The sequence below is a fragment of the Caminibacter sp. genome, assembly GCF_053999135.1.
In genome coordinates, this window is sequence record NZ_JBMXVQ010000025.1 from 1 (window position 1) to 19,612 (window position 19,612).

Sequence of the window (19,612 nt, forward strand, 5' to 3'; positions counted from 1 at the left end):
TAATTAAAGAGACTAAGGCTCAAAAGTCTTCGCTTTTAAATCTCCTAAGCTATCTTATAAACAAAAAGGTATCAAAAATCGACGCAATATCCGTACAAAAATACAACCTGCCTCCGAAATTTGAAAACAGACCCGACATTAAAGCCATAAAAGAGACGCTGAAAATAAAAGATAAAGACATAAAACTTGCAAAATCAAAATACTATCCCCAAATAGGCGTTGAGGCCGGGATTAAAAGAGAAGCCGACAATATGGTATTAAGCGATAACGATTACCAAAATATCGACAAATCATATATAGCTTTAGGCGTTAAATACAATCTGTTTGACGCAGGAGAAAAAAAGGCGACTTTACAAATGGCAAAACTCGCTAAAAGCACATATATGATTTATTATAAAGATTATTTAAATCAGGTTAAAACAAATTATCAAAACGACTTAGATACTCTAAAAGCTCTTTTTTATAGGCTTAAAGCTGCAAAAGAAGAAGTTGAGGCAAGGGAGAGTTATTATGAATATATAAGAGCGAAATTTGAAGAGGGACTAGAAGACAGCAGCGATTTAAACGACGCTATTGCCAAACTTGCCGAAGCCAGGGCAAAAAAAGAGGCTATAAAAGCGCAGATTTTCTTTTTGAATGTAAAACTTAAACTTAACGGAGGATATGATGAATAGAAAAATTGTAATAGGAATAATAGTGGCTCTTACGGCGGCTGCCGCAGTTTTGATATACTTGAAACTAAACCCAAAAGAACTGCCGCCATATCTAGTGCAGGCTATCGGTAAGGTTGACGGGGATTTGATAAACGTAAATACCAAGTATCCCGGGAGGGTTGTCAAAATCGATGTTGATATGGGAGATGAGGTTAAAAAAGGTGAAGTTATAGCCGTTTTGGATTCCAAAGAATATCAGGATAAACTAAAAGCTATTGAAAATCAGATAAAGGCAAAAGAAAACGAGCTTAATTTCACAACGGTTAAAATAAACGACACCATTAAAAAAGCTAAAAAAGGAGTTGCGGCAAAACAAAAAGAGCTAAACGCCCTAACAGCCCAGATTGAATCACTTAAACTTGTAATCGCCCAGGATAAAAAAGATGAAAAAAGAATAAAAAATTTAGTTACTAAAAAACAGGTGGAGCCTCATCAGCTTGAAATGGCAAGACTTAAAACAAGAACAGACTTAAAAAAACTAAAAGCTTTGAATGAACAAAAAGAAGCTCTTTTAATTGCTATAAAAATCGCAAAAGACGACTTACACACGGCAATTGCCGCAAAAGAAAACATAAAAGCGCTTAAAAACGCAATAAATGCCCTTAAAGCTCAAAGGGATGAAGTTCAGACAATTATTGACAAACTCACAATTAAATCCCCTGTTAACGGATACGTGGATACCAAAATTGCACAAAAAGGCGAAGTTTTAGGAGCCGGAATGCCGGTTGCTTCCTTAATTAATCCAAAAGAACTTTATGTGGTTGTATTTGTTGATGAGATTACAAACGGAAGAATAAAACTTGGAGACAAAGCAGAAATTTTCCTCGATTCTTTCCCAAATGACCCGATTCCGGCAATAGTTAGCAGAATTGCCAAAAAAGCCGAATTTACTCCAAAAGAGGTTGCCGTTAAGAGTGACAGGGTTACAAGAGTGTATGAAGTCAGATTAAAACCAACCGAGCCGAATCCTTATCTTAAATTAGGGCTTCCCGCAACGGGAGTTATTTTGATAGGAAACGGAAGTTTGCCAAAATCTCTTGACGAATTACCGGAACTTTAATAAATGGAAAATGAAAAATGAAAAATGGAAAATTAAATAATCAATATACTAATAACAAATATACCAATAAACCAATAACCAATACACAGCCATGCTTGAAGTAAAAAACGTTACGGTAAAATATGGAAATGTTGTAGGTGTTAGGAATGTAAGTTTTAAAGCCGACAGCGGTGAGATTATAGGTTTTATAGGAGCGGACGGTTCAGGGAAAAGCTCGACAATGCATGCAATTGCCGGGGTTAAAAGATTTGAAGGGGAGATTATATTTAACGGGTATGCCTATCATTCCCCGAAAGAAGCCGAAAAAATAAAACCTTATCTTTCACTTATGCCTCAAGGACTTGGGCTTGTTTTGTATGATAATTTAAGTGTAAAAGAGCATTTTGAATTTTTTAGAAACATCAGAGAAGTCAAAAGAGACATAGAATATGAAACACGCCTTTTAAAAATGGCAGGTCTTTATGAGTTTCAGGACAGACTTGCCGGACATCTAAGCGGTGGAATGAGACAGAAACTTTCACTCATATTAGCACTTCTTCCACGCCCTAAACTTTTAATTTTAGACGAACCGACAACAGGGGTTGACCCGATAAGCAGAAGAGAGCTTTGGGATATAGTTGACGGGGTTAGAAAGAAAGAAGGGATAATCGCGCTTATTTCCACAGCCTACATGCAAGAAGCCGAAAAGATGGATAAACTGCTTTTGTTTGATGAGGGTGAAGTTATAGCAAAAGGAAATGCCGAGGAGCTTAAAGAGAGTATAAAAGATTATACGTATGAAGGAGAAATTGAAAGTGAAGAGTGCTTTAGTTTTAATAACAGAACATACTGTTTAAAGCCTCTTAATTTAAAAAAAGCCCCTCCTTTGCTTGAAGGTGTATTTTTTGTAAATGCGCTTAAAAAAGGCAAAAAAAACTTGAAAATAAACTTGGAAGAAAAAGATGTTAAACTTCCTGAAGTTGTAGTAAAAGCGGTAGGACTTACCAAAAAATTCGGAAATTTTGTAGCGGACGACCATATAGATTTAGAGCTAAAAAGCGGAGAGATTTTAGGACTTCTTGGGGCAAATGGAGCTGGGAAAACCACCTTTATTAAAATGCTTCTTGGACTTTATCCGATTGATGAGGGGGAATTGTATCTGCTTGGAAAAAGAATAAAATCTTATGAAGACAGACTTGAGCTTAAAAGCAAAATAGGCTATATGTCTCAGAGGTTTGCTTTATATGAAGAGATGACCATTAAAGAAAATATGGAGTATTTTGCCAAAATGCATGATTTAAGTCCTAAAGAAACAAAAGAAAAAATCGAATACTTTTCAACGCTTTTCGGATTTAAAAAATATTTAAACGATTTTCCAAAAGACCTGCCTCTTGGGATAAACCAGAGGTTTTCACTTTCAGTCGCCCTTTTACACGAACCTGTGGTATTGTTTTTGGATGAGCCTACAAGCGGGGTGGATACGATAGCAAGGGCTACTTTTTGGAGGTTTTTAAGGGAAATTAAAGAAAAATGGAAAATATCAATTCTCATTACCACCCATTATATGAGTGAAGCGGAATACTGCGACAGGGTTGTGGTGTTAAAAAGAGGTAAAAAAATTGTGGATGAAGAAGTTAAAAAACTTCATGAAAAATTCCCGGGACTCTCTTTTGAAGAGATTTTTATCAAATATTATGAGGAGAACAAATGAAACTAGGGGTGGTAAAAGCGTATTTAAAAAAAGAGTTTATAGATTTGTGGCGCTCTAAAATGATTGTAATGGTATATTTAATCCCTGTGATGGTTATTATATTATTCGGATACGGTATCAGAATGGAGGTTACGCATTCAAGAACGGTGATAATCGACAGGGACAATACAAAAATGTCTCAGGAAATCATAAGGGCGTTCAGCACCACAAAATATTTTGATACAAAGGTATTAAATATTACCGATAATGAGGCTTTAAGGCTTATAAAGCAGAACAAAGCCGATTTGTTTATAATAATCCCCCATAATTTTGAAAAAAATCTGATGCACTCCCGCGATTCCGAGGTTGCCGTATATATCGACGGAAGTTTTCCTCTTAGGGCCACGACTCTTGAAGGATACGTTCAGGGGGTGTTTTTAAATCAGCTTGAAAAAAACGGCGTTAAGGTGCCTTTTAAGATAAATCAGAGAAATTTTTTTAACGAATCCATGCGCGATGAAAACGGGATAGTTCCCGGACTTATCGGGCTTACTATGCTTATAGCCCCGGCAATATTGGCAGCGCTTTTAATTGTAAAAGAAAAGGAAATCGGAACTATTTTTAATTTCTATTCATCCCCCGTTTCAAAAATAGAGTTTTTAATAGCAAAACTGACCCCGCCTTTTGTTTTATATTCTTTTAATACGTTTATTCTCTTTTTAATAGCCGTTTATATCTTTAAAGTTCCCTTTAAGGGAAGTTTTCTGCTTTATTTTTTGGCAAGTGAAATATATATTGTTATCAGTATCGGTATAGGGCTGTTGGTATCCATTATTACATCGCGTCAGGTGACAGCCCTTGTTTTAACGGTGCTTATTACGGTAATCCCCGGGTTTTTGTATTCCGGTATTATTATGCCAATTTCTTCGATGACAGGGGAGAGTTATATAGAAGCGCATCTCTTTCCTGTAATGTATTACAATCATCTTTTGTATGATTCTTTTTTAATAGCTCAGGGATTTAATTCGCCAAAAAATGTGGAATACTTTTTTATTTTGATTTTTTATGCCGCCGCTTTACTCTTTATCGGTTCGCTGCTTTTAAAAAAGGAGCTTAAATGAAAAAATTTTTAGCCGTTTTTAAAAAAGAGATTCTTGTGTTTCTAAGAAACGTAATGCTTGTTTTTATACTGATTTACGCTTTTACGTTTGATATTTATATAGCGGGACAGGGAATTGAGGTAAAGCCTAGAAACGTAACCGTAGGGTATGTTAACTATTCGGGAGAGCTTTTGCCGCAGAAGATTTTAGCCCATCTGCACGCTCCCGAATTTAAAAAACCGAAAAGGTTTTTAAATGAAGAAGAGCTTAAAGAAGCGGTGTTTAACAAAGAGATAATGGTCGGGATTGTTTTTGATAAGGATTTTGAAAAAAACTTTATTAGAAAAAAAGAAGCCCAGCTTAATGTAATTATAGATTCCACCGCGGCAGCTCAGGCAGAAGTGTCCGTTCAGTATTTAACACAGACGATATATTCCATGATTGACGGTAAAATGCCTGTGGATGTAAAAATTTATAAACTTTTTAATCCAAACTCAAATTCAAAATGGTTTATGAGTCTGAGCGAACTTTTAAGCGTAGTGACGATGTTAAGCCTTGTTTTAATAGCGGTTGTGTTCGTAAGGGAAAAAGAAGCCGGGACATGGGATATTATGCTTTTGATGCCGGCAAACGGTGCGTTGATTATGTTTGCTAAAATTTTTTCGCAGATTTTTATAATAACGGTAGGCCTTGTAATGGGAATAGGGCTTATACTGTTTGGGGTGTTCGGGGTGCCGATAAACGGAAATCTGTTTTATTTTTTCCTTTTAACGTTTTTCTTTATAATGGCTATGGGAGGAATTGCCCTTGTAATCGCCGCCTATTCAAACAGCGTCCTTGAAGTTTCCCAATATACCGTTTTGGTTATTATGCCGCTTTTGTTTTTAAGCGGGGCATGGACGCCGATTCATTCAATGGCGCCTTGGCTTCAAAAACTAAGTATAATCTCACCAGTTAAATATTACATAGAAGGTGCCCAGTCCATATTTTTCAGGGGAACTGAATTTATAGATTTACTGCCTTATTTTACCGGAGAGATTGTAATAGGTGCGGTTTTGTTTTATTTGGGATACAGAAGAATGGGAAAACTGTTCTAAAGGATAAAAATGTAAAATGAAAAATGGACAGTAAAAAATCATAACAATTTTAAAAACTTATACATAAGTTTTTATGTTTTAAATTCTTTATTGTATAAATTGCTTTACATTTTGCATTTTTTATATATACTTGTAAAGTGATTTATACAAAGGTAAGCAATGATTGATATTTTTCATCATGATAAATTTATAGCAACACTTCAGGCTGAAAATAAAAGATATATTTTAGAATATAAAAACTTTGATTTAAGTAGTTCCATTTCTCTTTCGCTTCCGAATACTCAAAAATTTTATATAACCGAATATGATTTTATTCCGTATTTTGAGATTATCGGTAAAAGAATGCTTGATAGCTGGCAAAACAAGGAGATAACGGATGATATTATTCGAACTTGGCGAAAAAATTAAAACATTAAGAAAAGAAAAAAAAATCTCACAGGAAGAATTAGCAAAAAAATCGGGAATTTCAAGAGCGACACTCTCAAAACTTGAAAACGGGAATTTAACAAAAATCAGTATTGCCACTCTTGATAGAATACTCGGAGTGCTAGGCTATACGCTTGATATAAAACCTAAAAATCCTTTTGTGAAAAGATAAGGGGTCTTACTTTTTAACTGAAACTGCTAATACTCAAATCTAATAAAAATCCAACTTAACTTTTTTTCCATCTTTTCCCTGTCTTTTCTTAAAGAAATGCTCTGTTTATTTTTAGAATTGGTATAATTTGGTAATAAAATTAGAAAAAAGGAAGGGAAATGTATCAGTTTAGAGTAATTCAAAACGGATATTTTGATTTTCCGAAATTAAGGGGAATGCCAACAGTTGAGATATTGGTACCGGCAGATTACACGTTAGAGGATTTTGCTGATGTAATATTAAAAAGTTTTGATTTTGAAAACGACCATGCTTTTGGATTTTATGATAACTGGAAAAAAATAAGGGAATCAAAAAACTGTTATGAACTTTTTGCCGATGAAGAAATGGAAAGCAATTGTAAAGGGGTAAAAAACACTTTAATAAAAGATGTGTTTAAAGAAGAAAAACAGCGGATGACGATGATTTTTGATTATGGGGATATGTGGCATTTTATAATTGATTTTAAAAAGAAAGTCGATATGGATTTAAAAGAAGCAAAAGTTATAAAAAGAAAAGGAAAGCCTTTTAAGCAGTATTCAATGGAATTTGTATTTGATAATTCAAAATGTATTAAGTATCAAAGCCTTTCAGACAAATTGGAAACGTTACCTGTTGATGAAGCGGAAAAAAAACTGAAAAATTTTATAAAAAGAAATCCGAAATGTTTTGAGGTTTATTTGGATTTATATTTTCTTTTACTGCAAAAGGGTGAAATAAAAGAGGCGTATAAATTATTGGAAAAGGGGTATAAAAAGATTGATAAAATGTTTATTGATGAGTTTGGCGAGTGGCCTGATGTGATGGAATGGGGATGGATGGAAAACAGACCGATTATAAGGTTGCTGGTTAATTACGGAATTTACCTGTGGAAAATGGAAAGAACTGATGAATCGTTAAATTTATTTAAAAAATTACTGGAAATGAATCCTAATGACAATCCGGGAGTTAGATATTTTATTTTGGCTATTAAAGAAGGCATGAGTTTTCAAGAATTTGACAATAAGTTTAACAAAGGCGGATATTATACTGTGGAAATTGATGAATGGTTTGAAAAAAATTATTTAAAATATAAAGAGGATTTTGAGGATTTAGTGTAAAGGTAAAAAGTGGCGGATATTGAAAGTATAAAAAGGGCTTTTTTCGATAAACTTTTAGAAAGAGAAGATATTAAAAAAGAGTATTTGGAGTTTGTTAAAAAAAACTTAAGCATAGAAAACAAAGTAAAATTGACAGCAAGGGAAATAAAAAGCTTAATTTACGGTATGGATATTGATTATTTTATAGATGATTATGATAATTTTGACGAATATGAAATAGTAAAGATTTCTTTGGATATTTTTGAAACGGAAATAGATATTAAAATAAAAGAGTATGATGTAAGCGGTTTAATAAATTTGTTGTTGGGGTTTTACATTATAGACGATTATAATATCAGCAGCTTACATTTTGATTATTCGTATGAATATTGGGTTAAGATATGGCTTAAAGAGCAGATTGAAAAAGTGTGTAAATATATTGATTTTAGTGAATTTAAAGAAAGGGTGGCTTATTTATTAGAAAAATTTGATGCAAATGAACTTTTTGAATGTATCTATTTACAACTTGAAAAAGAAAAAAACAGTTAAATTCGCTTCCCCGCTCAAATTTAATCTTATTTTGTAGAAGGATAAAAATGAAAGACATACAAAAAGAGTTTTTAGACAATAGAGATTTGACAAAAGATATGTGGAGAATGTTTAGGGTGCTTAGTGACTTTACAGATGCATTTGAAGAGCTAGAGGATATTCCTCCTGCAATTTCGATTTTCGGGAGTGCAAGAGAAAGGCCTGGGAGTTTTTATTATGAAAAAGCAACCGAAATATCAAAAAAACTCAGTGAAAAAGGTTTTGCCATACTTACCGGCGGAGGTCCTGGGATTATGGAAGCTGCCAATAAAGGCGCAAAAATCAGTATAGGTCTTAATATTGAGCTTCCTCACGAACAACATATAAATCCGTATGTAAAAATTCCTCTTAAATTTAGATATTTTTTCACTAGAAAGGTTACATTTTTAAAATACAGTGTTGGAACCGTTATGATGCCCGGAGGTTTTGGAACGCTCGATGAATTAAGCGAAGTTTTGGTTTTAATACAGACAAAAAAAATGAGTAAAATCCCGGTTGTGTTTTTCGGAAGTGAATTTTATAAGCCGCTTTTGAAGTTTTTCGACACGATGCTTGAATACGGTTATATTGATGAAGGGGATAAAAAACTTTTTATTGTAACTGATGATGTGGATGAGGCTGTGGAATATATAAATAAAAATGCATTTCACCCGAAAATCAAGCATTCTTAGATTGTGTTATTCTTTTCTTTTTCCTTATAATAAGGAAAAAATCCCTCTGTTTTCTCTTGATTAAAACTTAAAAATCCCTTATAATTTCAACTCCAAACAGCGTGGCAAACCACGAGATCTTTAAAAAGGAAGAAAATGGAAAAAATCAGAATCAAATTACAAGCATATGACCACAGAGTGCTTGATAAAGCGGTTTCTATTATTACAGATGCTATTAAAAGAACTGGTGCGGAAGTAAAGGGACCAATTCCTCTACCTACTAAAATCAGAAGATATACAGTTTTAAGATCACCTCACATCAATAAAGATTCAAGAGAACAATTTGAAATCAGAATTCACAGAAGACTTATTGATGTTGTTAATGCGTCACCTGATACTGTTGACCAACTTATGAAGCTAGAGTTGGCACCAGAGGTTGATGTAGAAGTTAGGGCATTAAGTTAAGGAGAATTGAATGGAATTTATAGTTGAAAAAATCGGAATGAGTAGAACAGTAGGAGAGAAAAGTATCCCTGTTACGTTATTAAAAATAGTACCTGCAAAAGTTTGCGAAGTTAAAGAAGACGGAAAAGCATTGGTTGCTTATCCTAAAGGTAAAAAAGTAACTAAGCCTATTGAAGGTATGCAAAAAAAATACGGGCTAAGTAAAGAATTTAACAGATTCGTAGAATTAGCGGTAGCTAACACTGAAGCTGGAGATTTGTCTCTTGAGCCTCTAAAAGAAGCAAAAAAAGTAAAACTTACTTTTAAAAGCAAAGGTAGAGGTTTTCAAGGTGTTGTAAAAAGATATGGATTTGGCGGAGGACCTGGAAGCCATGGTTCAAGATTTCACAGAGCGCCTGGGTCAATTGGTAACTGTGAATTCCCAGGGAGAGTTATGCCTGGTAAAAAAATGCCGGGGCATTATGGAAACAAAAACGTAACAGTTAACGCTGAAGTAGTAGAATTTGACCCTGAAATGGGTGTTTTAGTAATTAAAGGAAGCGTTCCGGGAGCAAACGGAAGTTTTGGAAAAGTAAGGATTGTGAAATGAGCGTAGAAATTAAAAAAATTAATCAGTTACCTGAAGACTTTCAAAACATAAATCCGCATAACCTTTACCTTTATGTGAAAGCTTATTTGGCTAATCAAAGAGCGGGAACGGCTCATACTAAAACAAGAGGTGAAGTTAGCGGTGGTGGAAAAAAACCATTTAGACAAAAAGGTTTAGGAAGAGCTAGACAAGGTTCAATCAGAGCGCCTCATTTTGTTGGTGGTGGTGTGGCTCATGGACCAAGAAACGAAAGAGACTGGTCACAAAAACTTAATAAAAAACAAAAAAGAGTTGCGCTTAAATACGCACTTAACGAAAAAGCTGAAAATGAAAAATTATATGTTGTACCTGGAATTAAAATTGAATCCGGAAAAACTAAAGATGCTCAAAAATGGTTAAATAACTTTAATGAAAGAGATTATTTAATTGTTGTTGACGAAATGGATGAAAAAACATTTTTAGCATTTAGAAATATTCCAAACGTATATATTATTACACCGGAAGAATTAAACGCATATTATGCAAGCGTATTCAAAAGCATTATTTTTGATGAAGCTGCATTTGATAAAGTTATAAAGGGCTAAGCTATGGCGGATATTACAGATATTAAATCAATCGTTTATACGGAAAAAGCTCTTAATTTACAAGAGCAAGGCGTTTTAGTAGTTCAAACGTCACCAAAAGTTACTAAAAATCAACTTAAACAGATTTTTAAAGAGTATTTCGGTGTTACACCTGTTAAGGTAAATTCACTTAGACAAAAAGGAAAAGTGAAAAGATTTAGAGGAATCGAAGGTAAAAGACCTGATTATAAAAAATTCTATGTTAAATTACCTGAAGATGCAAAACTTGAAAGCCTAAGTGTATAAGGATAGAAGATGGCAGTAAAAACATATAAACCATATACACCGTCAAGAAGATTTATGAGTACACTTGATAACAGTGATATTACTTCAAAACCGACGGTTAAAAAATTATTAATCAAACTTCCGGCAAAAGCGGGAAGAAACAATCAAGGTAGAATTACTTCTCGCCACAGAGAAGCCGGACATAAAAAACTTTATAGAATTATCGATTTTAAAAGAAATAAATTCGGTGTTCCTGGTAAAGTTATGACTATCGAATATGATCCTTACAGAAACTGTAGAATTTGTCTAATCAGCTATGCTGATGGTGACAAAAGATACATTATCCAACCGGAAGGTCTTAAAGTCGGCGATACGGTAATGGCGGCGGAAGCCGGTCTTGATATTTTACCTGGGAATGCGATGAAACTTAAAAATATTCCTGTTGGTACTGTTGTTCACAATGTTGAAATGAAGCCTGGAAAAGGCGGACAAATCGCAAGAAGTGCCGGAAACAGCTGCCAAATTATGGGACGTGAGGGAAAATACGTAATTCTTAGACTTCCAAGTGGTGAAATGAGAAAGATTCTTGGTGAATGTATGGCTACAATCGGTACTGTAGGAAATGCTGATTATCAAAATATTACAATCGGTAAAGCCGGAAGAAGCAGATGGCTTGGAATCAGACCTCAAACAAGAGGTATTGCAATGAACCCAATCGACCATCCACACGGTGGGGGTGAAGGTAGAAGTAAAGGTAACCATCCTGTTACGCCTTGGGGAATGCCTACTAAAGGTTATAAAACTCGTAAGAAAAAACCAAGCGATAAATATATAATTTCAAGAAGAAAGAAATAAGGATAGCTCATGGCTAGAAGTTTAAAAAAAGGTCCTTTTGTAGATGACCATTTAATGAAAAAAGTACTTAAAGCAAAAGAAGAAAAAAATCCAAAACCTATTAAAACTTGGTCAAGAAGAAGTACTATTACTCCTGAAATGATAGGTTTGACAATTAATGTTCATAACGGAAGAGATTTTGTTCCCGTTTATATTACGGAAAGACACGTTGGATTTAAACTTGGTGAATTTGCACCGACTAGAACTTTTAGAGGACATAAAGGTTCTGTTCAAAAGAAAATAGGTAAGTAAGGATAGGTGATGAGTAAAGCAGTATTAAAATTTATCAGACTTTCACCAACTAAAGCCAGACTGATTGCTAGAGAAATTCAGGGAATGAACGCAGAAGAAGCACTTGCGAAATTGGAATTTATGCCAAATAAAGCGGCTAGAGTTATTGCAAAAGTTCTTGCAAGTGCTGTAGCAAACGGCGGTTTTGATGCAAATGAGGTTGTAGTAAAAAAATGTACAGTTGATAGAGGTCCATATCTTAAAAGATTTAGACCAAGAGCAAGAGGTATGGCAAGTAGAATTCAAAAACCTACAGCTCATATTTACGTAGAAGTTGAAAAGGAAAGCTAATGGGTCAAAAAACAAATCCAATCGGACTAAGACTTGGTATTAACAGAAACTGGAGAAGTAGATGGTTTATTAACTATAACACTATGCCTGAAAACGTATTAAACGATTACGAGCTTAGAAAATTTTTAAAGAAAAAACTTTATTATGCAGGTGTTAGCGATATTATTATCGAAAGAACGCCAAAAAAAGTTAGAATTACGATTTTTGCTGCAAAACCTGGAATTATTATCGGTAAAGGCGGTAGCGAAGTTGAGGCTCTTAAAAAAGAACTTCAAAAATTAATTGGCGATAAAGAACTTATTCTTAATATTAAAGAAGAAAGAAAGCCTCAGCTTAGTGCTCAGCTTGCGGCTGAAAACGTTGCCACTCAGATTGAAAGAAGGGTAGCGTTTAGAAGAGCTATGAAAAAAGTTATTCAAAACGCTCTAAAAGCCGGAGCAAAAGGTATTAAAGTTCAAGTTTCAGGAAGACTTAACGGAGCCGAAATGGCTAGAACTGAATGGTATCTTGAGGGTAGAGTTCCTCTACATACATTAAGAGCTAAAATTGACTACGGATTTGCAGAAGCTTTAACAACTTATGGAATTATCGGAGTAAAAGTTTGGATATTCAAAGGTGAGGTTCTTCAAAGAAAAGGTCAACAACCAGTAGAATCTTCAACAGAGGAGAGAAGACCTCAAAGAAGAAGAAAAGGACGCAGACATGTTAATGCCAAAAAGAACTAAGTACAGAAAACAACAAAAAGGTAGAAATAGAGGTAAGGCATATAGAGGAAACAGCCTTGCATTTGGAACGTACGGATTAAAAGCCCTTGAACTTGGAAGAATTAATTCAAGACAGATTGAAGCTGGAAGGGTAGCTCTAAGTAGAACTATGAAAAGAACTGGAAAAATCTGGATTAGAGTATTTCCTGATAAACCTTTAACTGCAAAACCTGTCGGTGTTAGGATGGGTAAAGGTAAAGGTAGTGTTGAAGAGTGGGTAATGAATATTCAACCTGGAAGAATTATTTTTGAAATTACAGGTGTTGATAACAACACTGCTATTAGAGCATTAACTCTTGCAGCTGCTAAATTACCTTTTAAAACAAAAATCGTAACTATGGAGAGTGAAAATGAGCTATACTAAACTTAATGTAGCGGAACTTGTTGAAAAAAGTGAATCAGAGCTTCAAGAACTTTTAAAAAATAAAAAAATGGAACTTTTCGAAACAAGAATGAAACTTAAAACTATGCAGCTACAAGATACATCTTTGGTTTCAAAAATTAGAAAAGACATCGCAAGAATTAAAACTGCGATGAGAATGAAAAGGGGTAACTAATGCCTAAAAGAGTTATTCAAGGAAAAGTTATTAAAAAAACGGGTGATAAAACTATCAACGTTTTAGTTGAAAGAAAAGTTTTACACCCTAAATATCATAAAATTGTTAAAAAATTCAAAAAATACCTAGTTCACGATGAAGAAAATGCTGCTAATGTTGGTGATATTGTAACTGCTATTGAGCATAGACCAATTTCTAAAAGAAAAACGTTCGTTCTTAAAGAAATTGTTGAGAGAGGAGAATAAGAATGATTCAACCATTTACAAGACTAAAAGTCGCTGATAACAGCGGTGCTAAAGAAATTATGTGTATTAAAGTTTTGGGAGGGTCAAAAAGAAGATACGCAAGAGTTGGTGACATTATTGTCGCTTCTGTTAAAAAAGCCCTTCCAAACGGTAAAATTAAAAAAGGTCAGGTTGTTAAAGCTGTTGTAGTTAGAACAAAAAAAGAACTTCAAAGAGAAAACGGTTCTTTAATCAGATTTGATGATAATGCGGCGGTAATTATTGACGCTAAAAAAGAACCTGTTGGAACTCGTATTTTTGGACCTATTGCTAGAGAAGTTAGATATGAAGGTTTCCAAAAAATTACATCACTTGCTCCGGAGGTGTTATAATGGCAGCTAGAAAAAATCAGCCTCCTAAATTCAAAATTAAAAAAGGCGACAGCGTAAAAGTTATCGCTGGAGATGATAGAGGCAAAATCGGTGAAGTTTTAAAAGTTATTCCTAAAGAAGCTAAAGTTATAGTTAAAGGTGTGAATATTGTTAAAAAGGCTGTTAAGCCAACTGAACAAAACCCAAAAGGTGGATTTGAATATATCGAAAAACCTATTCACATCTCTAACGTAAAAAAAGTAGAAGGTTAAGGCAATGGCTAGAACATTTGAAGTAAAAGAGAGATACTATAACGAAGTTAGACCTAAGCTTGTTGAAGAATTCGATATTAAAAATCCGATGCTTATTCCTAACCTTGAAAAAATCGTTGTTAGTGCCGGTGTAGGTGAGGGAAGCAGAGATAAAAAGTTCCTTCAAAGCGTAGCTGATACATTAACAATTATTACTGGGCAAAAAGCCGTTATTACTCCTGCTAGAAAATCAGTAGCGGGATTTAAAGTAAGAGAAGGTATGCCTGTAGGTGTTAAAGTTACACTTAGAGGCGATATGATGTGGAACTTCTTACAAAAACTAATTTCGATTGCTCTTCCGAGAGTTAGAGACTTTAAAGGTGTTAACAGAAACGGTTTTGACGGAAGAGGTAATTTCAACTTCGGTCTTGATGAGCAACTTGTGTTTACAGAAGTTGATTATGACGATATTATTAAAGTTCACGGTATGAATATTAATATTTCAACGACAACTGAAGACGATAAACAGGCTGAAAGAATGCTTGAACTTATCGGATTCCCATTTACAAAAGGAAAGTAAAATGGCAAAAAAAAGTATGATTGCTAAAGCTAAAAGAAAACCTAAATTTAAAGTTAGGGCATATACAAGATGCTCTATTTGTGGTAGGGTTCACTCTGTTTATAGAGATTTTGGTATTTGTAGAATTTGCCTTAGAAAAATGGCAAACGAGGGATTACTCCCTGGTGTAAAAAAAGCAAGCTGGTAAAAGGATGCCACAATGATGAATGATATTATTGCAGATGGATTAACAAGAATCAGAAACGCTTCTATGAGAGGGTTGGAGGTTACTAAATTAAACCACTCAAAACTTATGGAAGATGTTTTAAAAGTTTTCGAAGAAAAAGGTTATATTGAAACTTTTAAAGTTATCGAAGATGGAAATAAAAAATTTATTAACGTTACTTTAAAATATGATGAAAACGGAAACTCAGTAATTAACGAAGTAAAAAGAGTTTCAAAGCCTGGAAGAAGGGTTTATAAAGGTTATCAAGATATTAAAAACTTTAAAAATGGTTTTGGTACGTTGGTTGTTTCTACAAATAAAGGCGTGTTGCCTAATGATGAAGCTTACAGACAAAAAGTAGGCGGCGAAGTTATTTGTAGTATTTGGTAAAAATTAATAAGGAGAGCTTTAATGAGTAGAATTGGTAAGCAGCCCGTAAAGTTAGCTTCTGGCCTTGAAGCTAAGCTTGAAGGGAATAAATTAATTATTTGTAAAGGCCAAGATTGTAAAGAAATTGACACTAAAGGTGTTGTTAAGGTAAATATCGAAGGTGATACCTTAACATTTGAACCTGTTAATGAAGAAAAATTCTCAAAAGCTATGTGGGGAACGGTAAGAGCGTTAGCAAATAACGCGGTTATCGGACTTACTAAAGGTTTTGAAAAGAAACTTGAAATCAACGGGGTTGGTTATAGAGCAGCTGTTAAAGGTAATGTTCTTGAACTTCAACTTGGATATTCTCATCCGATTGAATATCAAATCCCTGAGGGGATAACTATTACCGTTGAAAAAAATATCATTACCGTAAAAGGAAGTGATAAACAACAAGTTGGACAAGTGGCAGCGGAAATCAGAAGCTTCAGAAAACCTGAACCTTATAAAGGTAAAGGTGTTAAATATGTTGATGAAGTTATAATCAGAAAAGCTGGTAAAACAGCTAAAAAATAAGGGTGAGAGATGAGAAGAAGTAAAGCATTAGCAAAAAGAGACTTAAGAAGACTTAAAAGAAAAAGAAGAGTTAGAGGTAGAATCAGCGGAACGGCTGAAATGCCAAGAGTAACTATTTATAAATCAAACAGATATATTATAGTTCAAGCTATTGATGACGTTGCTGGTCATACTCTTGCATTCTTAAACACCGCTCATCTTGAAGAAAAACTTCCTTCAAATATTGAAGGTGCAAAAAAAGCGGCTGCTATTTTTGCTGATAAATTAAAAGCCGCTAATATCGAAAAAGTTGCTTTTGATAGAAACGGTTATAAATATCATGGTGTAGTTGCAGCATTTGCAGATACTCTAAGAGAAAATGGTATAAAACTATAAAGGACAAGGCAAATGGCTAAAAAACAACAAGTTATTAAAGATTACAATAGAGAAGAATTTGAAGAAGTAGTTGTTAATATCGGTAGAATTACTAAGGTTGTTAAAGGTGGTAGAAGATTCAGATTTAACGCCTTAGTAGTTGTTGGAAATAAAAAAGGTATTGTTGGAGTAGGGACTGGAAAAGCTAAAGAGGTTCCTGATGCTATTAAAAAAGCAATTGACGATGCTTTTAAAAACCTTGTTAAAATTGAAGGTATTCACGGAAATACTATCAATCATGACGTTCAGGCTAAATTTAATGCATCAAAAATTTTATTAAAACCTGCAAGTGAAGGTACCGGACTTATCGCCGGTGGTGCGGTAAGACCAGTGCTTGAACTTGTCGGTATTAAAGATATTTTATCTAAATCCCTTGGTTCAAATGAACCACACAACCTTGTTAGAGCAACAATTAAAGCTCTACAAATGATTAAAAGTAAAAAGGCTTAAGTCATGGCGTTAGAAAATTTAAAACCAGCATGCGGATCTACACATAAAACAAAAAGAGTAGGTCGCGGACCTGCTAGCGGTTACGGTAAAACTTCTACAAGAGGGCAAAAAGGTCAAAAAAGTAGAACAGGGTATTCTCAAAAAAGAGGTTTTGAAGGTGGACAAACTCCACTTCAAAGAAGATTACCAAAAGTTGGGTTTACTAGTAAAAGAGAAAAGCCTCAGGCTATTAATGTGGATAAAATCAGCGGAATTTTAGAACTTGAAGAAATTACAATTGAAAACTTAAATAAATTCGTAAAAATAAAGTCTAAAAAAGTAAAACTTATCGGAACTAAAGCTAAAGAACTTAAAGATAAAATAAAAGACGCTAATATTACAACTTCTGGAAAGTAAGGGTATGAATCCGATAGCTAAAAAAATCTTAATTACCCTTGGCTTTCTTCTTATTTATAGAATTCTTGCTTATGTACCTGTGCCAGGGGTTAATATAGATGTAATTAAAGAATTTTTTTCCGGACATCAAAACGATGCGTTGGGACTTCTTAATATGTTCAGCGGTAATGCTGTGAGCCGTATGAGTATTATAGCACTTGGTGTAATGCCTTACATTACTGCTTCTATTATTATGGAACTTCTTGCCGCTACATTTCCTGGACTTGGAGAACTTAAAAAAGATTCCCAAGGTTTTCAAAAATATATGAAAATTATAAAATACGCAACGGTTGCAATTGCTTTTATCCAGGCAATTGGTATTGCTATGGGACTTACTTCTATGACCGGGAAAATGGGTGAGAGTGCTGTTATGATAGATACCACTACTTTTATTATTTTAGCTGCTTTTTCTATGCTTGGCGGGACTATGCTTCTTGTATGGATAGGGGAGCAAATTACCGAAAGAGGTATAGGAAATGGTATAAGTTTGATTATTTTTGCAGGTATAGTAAGTGCCATTCCATCCGCTATAGTCGGAACTTTAAATCTTGTTGACGTTGGGGAACTCAGCGTTATAGGTTTAATATTTATATTGGCTATTGTGGTAGGAACTATTTCGTTTATTATTTATGTTGAACTTGCCGAGAGACGTATTCCTGTTTCTTATCAGAAAAAAGTTCTAATGCAAAATAGATTTAAAAGAATTATGAATTATATTCCTATAAAACTTAATTTAAGTGGGGTTATACCTCCTATTTTTGCAAGTGCGATTTTAATGTTCCCTTTAACTGTACTTAGCGGAGTTAGCAATCCTGTTTTGGTTCAGATAAGGGATTTATTAAATCCAAATGGATATTTATTTCATATAATAGAATTTTTTCTAGTAATTTTCTTTGCGTATTTTTATGCTTCTATTGTATTTAATGCTAAAGAAATCGCAGAAAATCTTAAAAAACAGGGCGGTTTTATTCCAGGAATAAGACCTGGTGAACAGACTGCTAAATTTTTAAATGAAGTAGCAAGCAGATTAACTTTTTGGGGGTCTTTATATTTAGGACTGATTACTGTGCTTCCATGGTTACTTGTAAAATTATTGGGTATTAATTTTTATTTTGGTGGAACAGCCGTTCTTATCGTGGTTCAGGTGGCAATTGATACTATGAGAAGAATTCAGGCTCAGCTTACTATGCAAAAATACGATACTTTATCCGTTACAGGGCTTTAAGCCCTTTTATTTTATTAAAGTTAGGAGAGTGATTTTATGGCAATAGCTATTAGAAAACCAAAAGAGATTGAAGAAATAAAAAAACCGGCTAGACTTGTGGCTGAAACATTAAAATTATTAAGGGAAAATACAAAGCCTGGTATAACTCCTTTAGAGCTTGACAAAATGGCTGAAGATTTTATTAGAAGTCGAGGAGGAAGACCTGCTTTTAAGGGTTTATATGATTTTCCAAATAGTGTATGTATTTCAGTTAACGGATGTGTAATACATGGGATTCCGACAAATAAACCTTTAAAAGAGGGTGATATAGTAGGTTATGATATTGGTGTAGAAATGAATGGCTGGTATGGAGATGCGGCTATTACTGTAGGTGTTGGAAAGATTAAAGAAGAGTATGAAAAAATGATAAAAGTAGCTAAAGATGCTATTTATCATGCGGTTAAAAATATTAAGCCGGGTATGAGGTATAAACAAATCAGTAAACTTTTGGAAGATTATATTACATCCCATGGGTATGTGCCTTTAAAAGGATATAGCGGTCATGGTATAGGAAGAAAACCCCATGAAGAACCTCAGATTTTAAATTATGTAGAAGGAAAACCAAATCAAGGTGAAAAAGTAAAGAATGGACATGTGTTCTGTATTGAACCTATGCTTTGTCATAAATGTGGAGAACCTATTTTAGCTGATAACGGATGGGACGTATATTGTGAAGATATGGAAGTAGGAGTTCATTACGAACACCAAATTGCTATAATTAATAATAAAGCAGAAATTTTAACGGAGGAAAAATAATGGCAAAAGACGTTTTAGAAATTGATGGAACAGTAACTGAAGCACTTCCAAATGCAATGTTTAAAGTAAAGCTTGACGGACTTGATAAAGAAGTTTTATGTCATATCAGTGGAAAAATCAGAATGAATTATATTAAAATAGTTCCTGGTGATAAAGTTAAAGTTGAAATTAATCCTTACAGTTTAGATAAAGGCAGAATTACTTATAGATATAAGTGATTTTTCTTTTTTTAAAAATTTTCCCAAAATTTTCATAAAATTTCCTTGACATAAGGAAGGAAATTTAATATACTTTCAATCCCAAAACGGGAAGGGCACTTAAAAGAGTGCGAGATGATTGAGAACTTAGATATAAGTATTATACACCTAAGAGGGGCTAAGAGTTATTATAGATAATAAATAATGAAAAAGCCCAATAAGGGTATA

General features: G+C 33.9%; 33 protein-coding genes. All 33 read left to right on the forward strand.

Features of this window, described 5'->3' with window-relative positions; genetic code table 11:
• Window positions 1-674 (forward strand): TolC family protein (locus ACXJH6_RS02080; protein WP_456470114.1); only part of this gene is annotated, 674 nt, incomplete at its 5' end.
• Entirely contained in the window at window positions 667-1,773 is a 1,107-nt protein-coding gene (locus tag ACXJH6_RS02085; RefSeq protein ID WP_456470115.1) for an HlyD family secretion protein, read from the forward strand. The genes ACXJH6_RS02080 and ACXJH6_RS02085, both read left to right, overlap by 8 nt.
• Before the next feature lie 91 nt (window positions 1,774-1,864).
• The gene (locus ACXJH6_RS02090) at window positions 1,865-3,463 is read left to right on the forward strand and encodes an ATP-binding cassette domain-containing protein (RefSeq protein ID WP_456470116.1); all 1,599 of its coding nucleotides are present in this window, start codon (window positions 1,865-1,867) and stop codon (window positions 3,461-3,463) included.
• A complete protein-coding gene (locus ACXJH6_RS02095) occupies window positions 3,460-4,563 on the forward strand; it encodes an ABC transporter permease (protein ID WP_456470117.1) in 1,104 nt (367 codons plus the stop codon). Before ACXJH6_RS02090 ends, ACXJH6_RS02095 begins: the two co-directional genes overlap by 4 nt.
• Window positions 4,560-5,639, forward strand: a complete 1,080-nt coding sequence (locus ACXJH6_RS02100; protein WP_456470118.1) for an ABC transporter permease — start codon at window positions 4,560-4,562, stop codon at window positions 5,637-5,639. Before ACXJH6_RS02095 ends, ACXJH6_RS02100 begins: the two co-directional genes overlap by 4 nt.
• A gap of 159 nt (window positions 5,640-5,798) precedes the next feature.
• A complete protein-coding gene (locus ACXJH6_RS02105; RefSeq protein ID WP_456470119.1) occupies window positions 5,799-6,047 on the forward strand; it encodes a hypothetical protein in 249 nt (82 codons plus the stop codon).
• The gene (locus ACXJH6_RS02110) at window positions 6,016-6,237 is read left to right on the forward strand and encodes a helix-turn-helix domain-containing protein (RefSeq protein WP_456470120.1); all 222 of its coding nucleotides are present in this window, start codon (window positions 6,016-6,018) and stop codon (window positions 6,235-6,237) included. Before ACXJH6_RS02105 ends, ACXJH6_RS02110 begins: the two co-directional genes overlap by 32 nt.
• 158 nt (window positions 6,238-6,395) lie before the next feature.
• On the forward strand, window positions 6,396-7,373 hold the full coding sequence (locus ACXJH6_RS02115; protein WP_456470121.1) for an IS1096 element passenger TnpR family protein: 978 nt from the start codon (window positions 6,396-6,398) through the stop codon (window positions 7,371-7,373).
• A gap of 9 nt (window positions 7,374-7,382) precedes the next feature.
• Window positions 7,383-7,901 (forward strand): hypothetical protein, encoded by a 519-nt coding sequence (locus ACXJH6_RS02120; protein WP_456470122.1) that lies wholly within the window; start codon window positions 7,383-7,385, stop codon window positions 7,899-7,901.
• 47 nt (window positions 7,902-7,948) lie between these two features.
• A complete protein-coding gene (locus ACXJH6_RS02125; protein ID WP_456470123.1) occupies window positions 7,949-8,611 on the forward strand; it encodes an LOG family protein in 663 nt (220 codons plus the stop codon).
• 135 nt (window positions 8,612-8,746) lie between these two features.
• Entirely contained in the window at window positions 8,747-9,055 is a 309-nt protein-coding gene (rpsJ, locus tag ACXJH6_RS02130) for a 30S ribosomal protein S10 (RefSeq protein WP_007475550.1), read from the forward strand.
• Window positions 9,056-9,065: 10 nt separating this feature from the next.
• The gene (gene rplC, locus ACXJH6_RS02135) at window positions 9,066-9,644 is read left to right on the forward strand and encodes a 50S ribosomal protein L3 (protein WP_456470124.1); all 579 of its coding nucleotides are present in this window, start codon (window positions 9,066-9,068) and stop codon (window positions 9,642-9,644) included.
• Window positions 9,641-10,228, forward strand: coding sequence for a 50S ribosomal protein L4 (gene rplD / locus ACXJH6_RS02140; protein ID WP_456470125.1), 588 nt, complete (start codon window positions 9,641-9,643; stop codon window positions 10,226-10,228). Before rplC ends, rplD begins: the two co-directional genes overlap by 4 nt.
• 3 nt (window positions 10,229-10,231) lie before the next feature.
• Window positions 10,232-10,513, forward strand: a complete 282-nt coding sequence (locus tag ACXJH6_RS02145) for a 50S ribosomal protein L23 (protein WP_456470126.1) — start codon at window positions 10,232-10,234, stop codon at window positions 10,511-10,513.
• A 9-nt stretch (window positions 10,514-10,522) separates the two neighbouring features.
• Window positions 10,523-11,347, forward strand: a complete 825-nt coding sequence (gene rplB / locus ACXJH6_RS02150; protein WP_456470127.1) for a 50S ribosomal protein L2 — start codon at window positions 10,523-10,525, stop codon at window positions 11,345-11,347.
• Between the two features lie 9 nt (window positions 11,348-11,356).
• Window positions 11,357-11,638, forward strand: a complete 282-nt coding sequence (gene rpsS, locus ACXJH6_RS02155) for a 30S ribosomal protein S19 (protein ID WP_456470128.1) — start codon at window positions 11,357-11,359, stop codon at window positions 11,636-11,638.
• Between the two features lie 9 nt (window positions 11,639-11,647).
• The gene (gene rplV / locus ACXJH6_RS02160; RefSeq protein ID WP_456470129.1) at window positions 11,648-11,968 is read left to right on the forward strand and encodes a 50S ribosomal protein L22; all 321 of its coding nucleotides are present in this window, start codon (window positions 11,648-11,650) and stop codon (window positions 11,966-11,968) included.
• Window positions 11,968-12,693 (forward strand): 30S ribosomal protein S3, encoded by a 726-nt coding sequence (rpsC, locus tag ACXJH6_RS02165; protein ID WP_456470130.1) that lies wholly within the window; start codon window positions 11,968-11,970, stop codon window positions 12,691-12,693. Before rplV ends, rpsC begins: the two co-directional genes overlap by 1 nt.
• Window positions 12,671-13,096, forward strand: a complete 426-nt coding sequence (rplP, locus tag ACXJH6_RS02170; RefSeq protein ID WP_456470131.1) for a 50S ribosomal protein L16 — start codon at window positions 12,671-12,673, stop codon at window positions 13,094-13,096. Before rpsC ends, rplP begins: the two co-directional genes overlap by 23 nt.
• Entirely contained in the window at window positions 13,083-13,289 is a 207-nt protein-coding gene (gene rpmC / locus ACXJH6_RS02175) for a 50S ribosomal protein L29 (protein ID WP_456470132.1), read from the forward strand. Before rplP ends, rpmC begins: the two co-directional genes overlap by 14 nt.
• Window positions 13,289-13,534 (forward strand): 30S ribosomal protein S17, encoded by a 246-nt coding sequence (gene rpsQ / locus ACXJH6_RS02180; RefSeq protein ID WP_456470133.1) that lies wholly within the window; start codon window positions 13,289-13,291, stop codon window positions 13,532-13,534. Before rpmC ends, rpsQ begins: the two co-directional genes overlap by 1 nt.
• A gap of 2 nt (window positions 13,535-13,536) precedes the next feature.
• Entirely contained in the window at window positions 13,537-13,905 is a 369-nt protein-coding gene (rplN, locus tag ACXJH6_RS02185) for a 50S ribosomal protein L14 (RefSeq protein WP_456470134.1), read from the forward strand.
• Window positions 13,905-14,156 (forward strand): 50S ribosomal protein L24, encoded by a 252-nt coding sequence (rplX, locus tag ACXJH6_RS02190; protein ID WP_456470135.1) that lies wholly within the window; start codon window positions 13,905-13,907, stop codon window positions 14,154-14,156. Before rplN ends, rplX begins: the two co-directional genes overlap by 1 nt.
• A gap of 4 nt (window positions 14,157-14,160) precedes the next feature.
• Window positions 14,161-14,715 (forward strand): 50S ribosomal protein L5, encoded by a 555-nt coding sequence (rplE, locus tag ACXJH6_RS02195; RefSeq protein WP_456470136.1) that lies wholly within the window; start codon window positions 14,161-14,163, stop codon window positions 14,713-14,715.
• A gap of 1 nt (window position 14,716) precedes the next feature.
• On the forward strand, window positions 14,717-14,902 hold the full coding sequence (locus ACXJH6_RS02200; protein WP_007475795.1) for a type Z 30S ribosomal protein S14: 186 nt from the start codon (window positions 14,717-14,719) through the stop codon (window positions 14,900-14,902).
• Window positions 14,903-14,914: 12 nt separating this feature from the next.
• The gene (gene rpsH, locus ACXJH6_RS02205; RefSeq protein WP_456470137.1) at window positions 14,915-15,310 is read left to right on the forward strand and encodes a 30S ribosomal protein S8; all 396 of its coding nucleotides are present in this window, start codon (window positions 14,915-14,917) and stop codon (window positions 15,308-15,310) included.
• Between the two features lie 21 nt (window positions 15,311-15,331).
• Window positions 15,332-15,868 (forward strand): 50S ribosomal protein L6, encoded by a 537-nt coding sequence (gene rplF, locus ACXJH6_RS02210; protein WP_456470138.1) that lies wholly within the window; start codon window positions 15,332-15,334, stop codon window positions 15,866-15,868.
• A 9-nt stretch (window positions 15,869-15,877) separates the two neighbouring features.
• Window positions 15,878-16,243 (forward strand): 50S ribosomal protein L18, encoded by a 366-nt coding sequence (gene rplR / locus ACXJH6_RS02215; protein WP_456470139.1) that lies wholly within the window; start codon window positions 15,878-15,880, stop codon window positions 16,241-16,243.
• Window positions 16,244-16,255: 12 nt separating this feature from the next.
• The gene (rpsE, locus tag ACXJH6_RS02220) at window positions 16,256-16,732 is read left to right on the forward strand and encodes a 30S ribosomal protein S5 (RefSeq protein WP_456470140.1); all 477 of its coding nucleotides are present in this window, start codon (window positions 16,256-16,258) and stop codon (window positions 16,730-16,732) included.
• Window positions 16,733-16,735: 3 nt separating this feature from the next.
• Window positions 16,736-17,128 (forward strand): 50S ribosomal protein L15, encoded by a 393-nt coding sequence (gene rplO, locus ACXJH6_RS02225; RefSeq protein WP_456470141.1) that lies wholly within the window; start codon window positions 16,736-16,738, stop codon window positions 17,126-17,128.
• 4 nt (window positions 17,129-17,132) lie between these two features.
• Window positions 17,133-18,392 carry a preprotein translocase subunit SecY gene (secY, locus tag ACXJH6_RS02230; RefSeq protein ID WP_456470142.1) on the forward strand — a complete coding sequence of 420 codons (1,260 nt, stop codon included), beginning with the start codon at window positions 17,133-17,135 and terminating at the stop codon, window positions 18,390-18,392.
• A gap of 36 nt (window positions 18,393-18,428) precedes the next feature.
• Entirely contained in the window at window positions 18,429-19,187 is a 759-nt protein-coding gene (map, locus tag ACXJH6_RS02235; protein WP_456470143.1) for a type I methionyl aminopeptidase, read from the forward strand.
• Entirely contained in the window at window positions 19,187-19,405 is a 219-nt protein-coding gene (gene infA / locus ACXJH6_RS02240) for a translation initiation factor IF-1 (protein ID WP_456470144.1), read from the forward strand. The genes map and infA overlap by 1 nt, the downstream gene beginning before the upstream one ends.
• The last annotated feature ends 207 nt before the right edge of the window (window positions 19,406-19,612 follow it).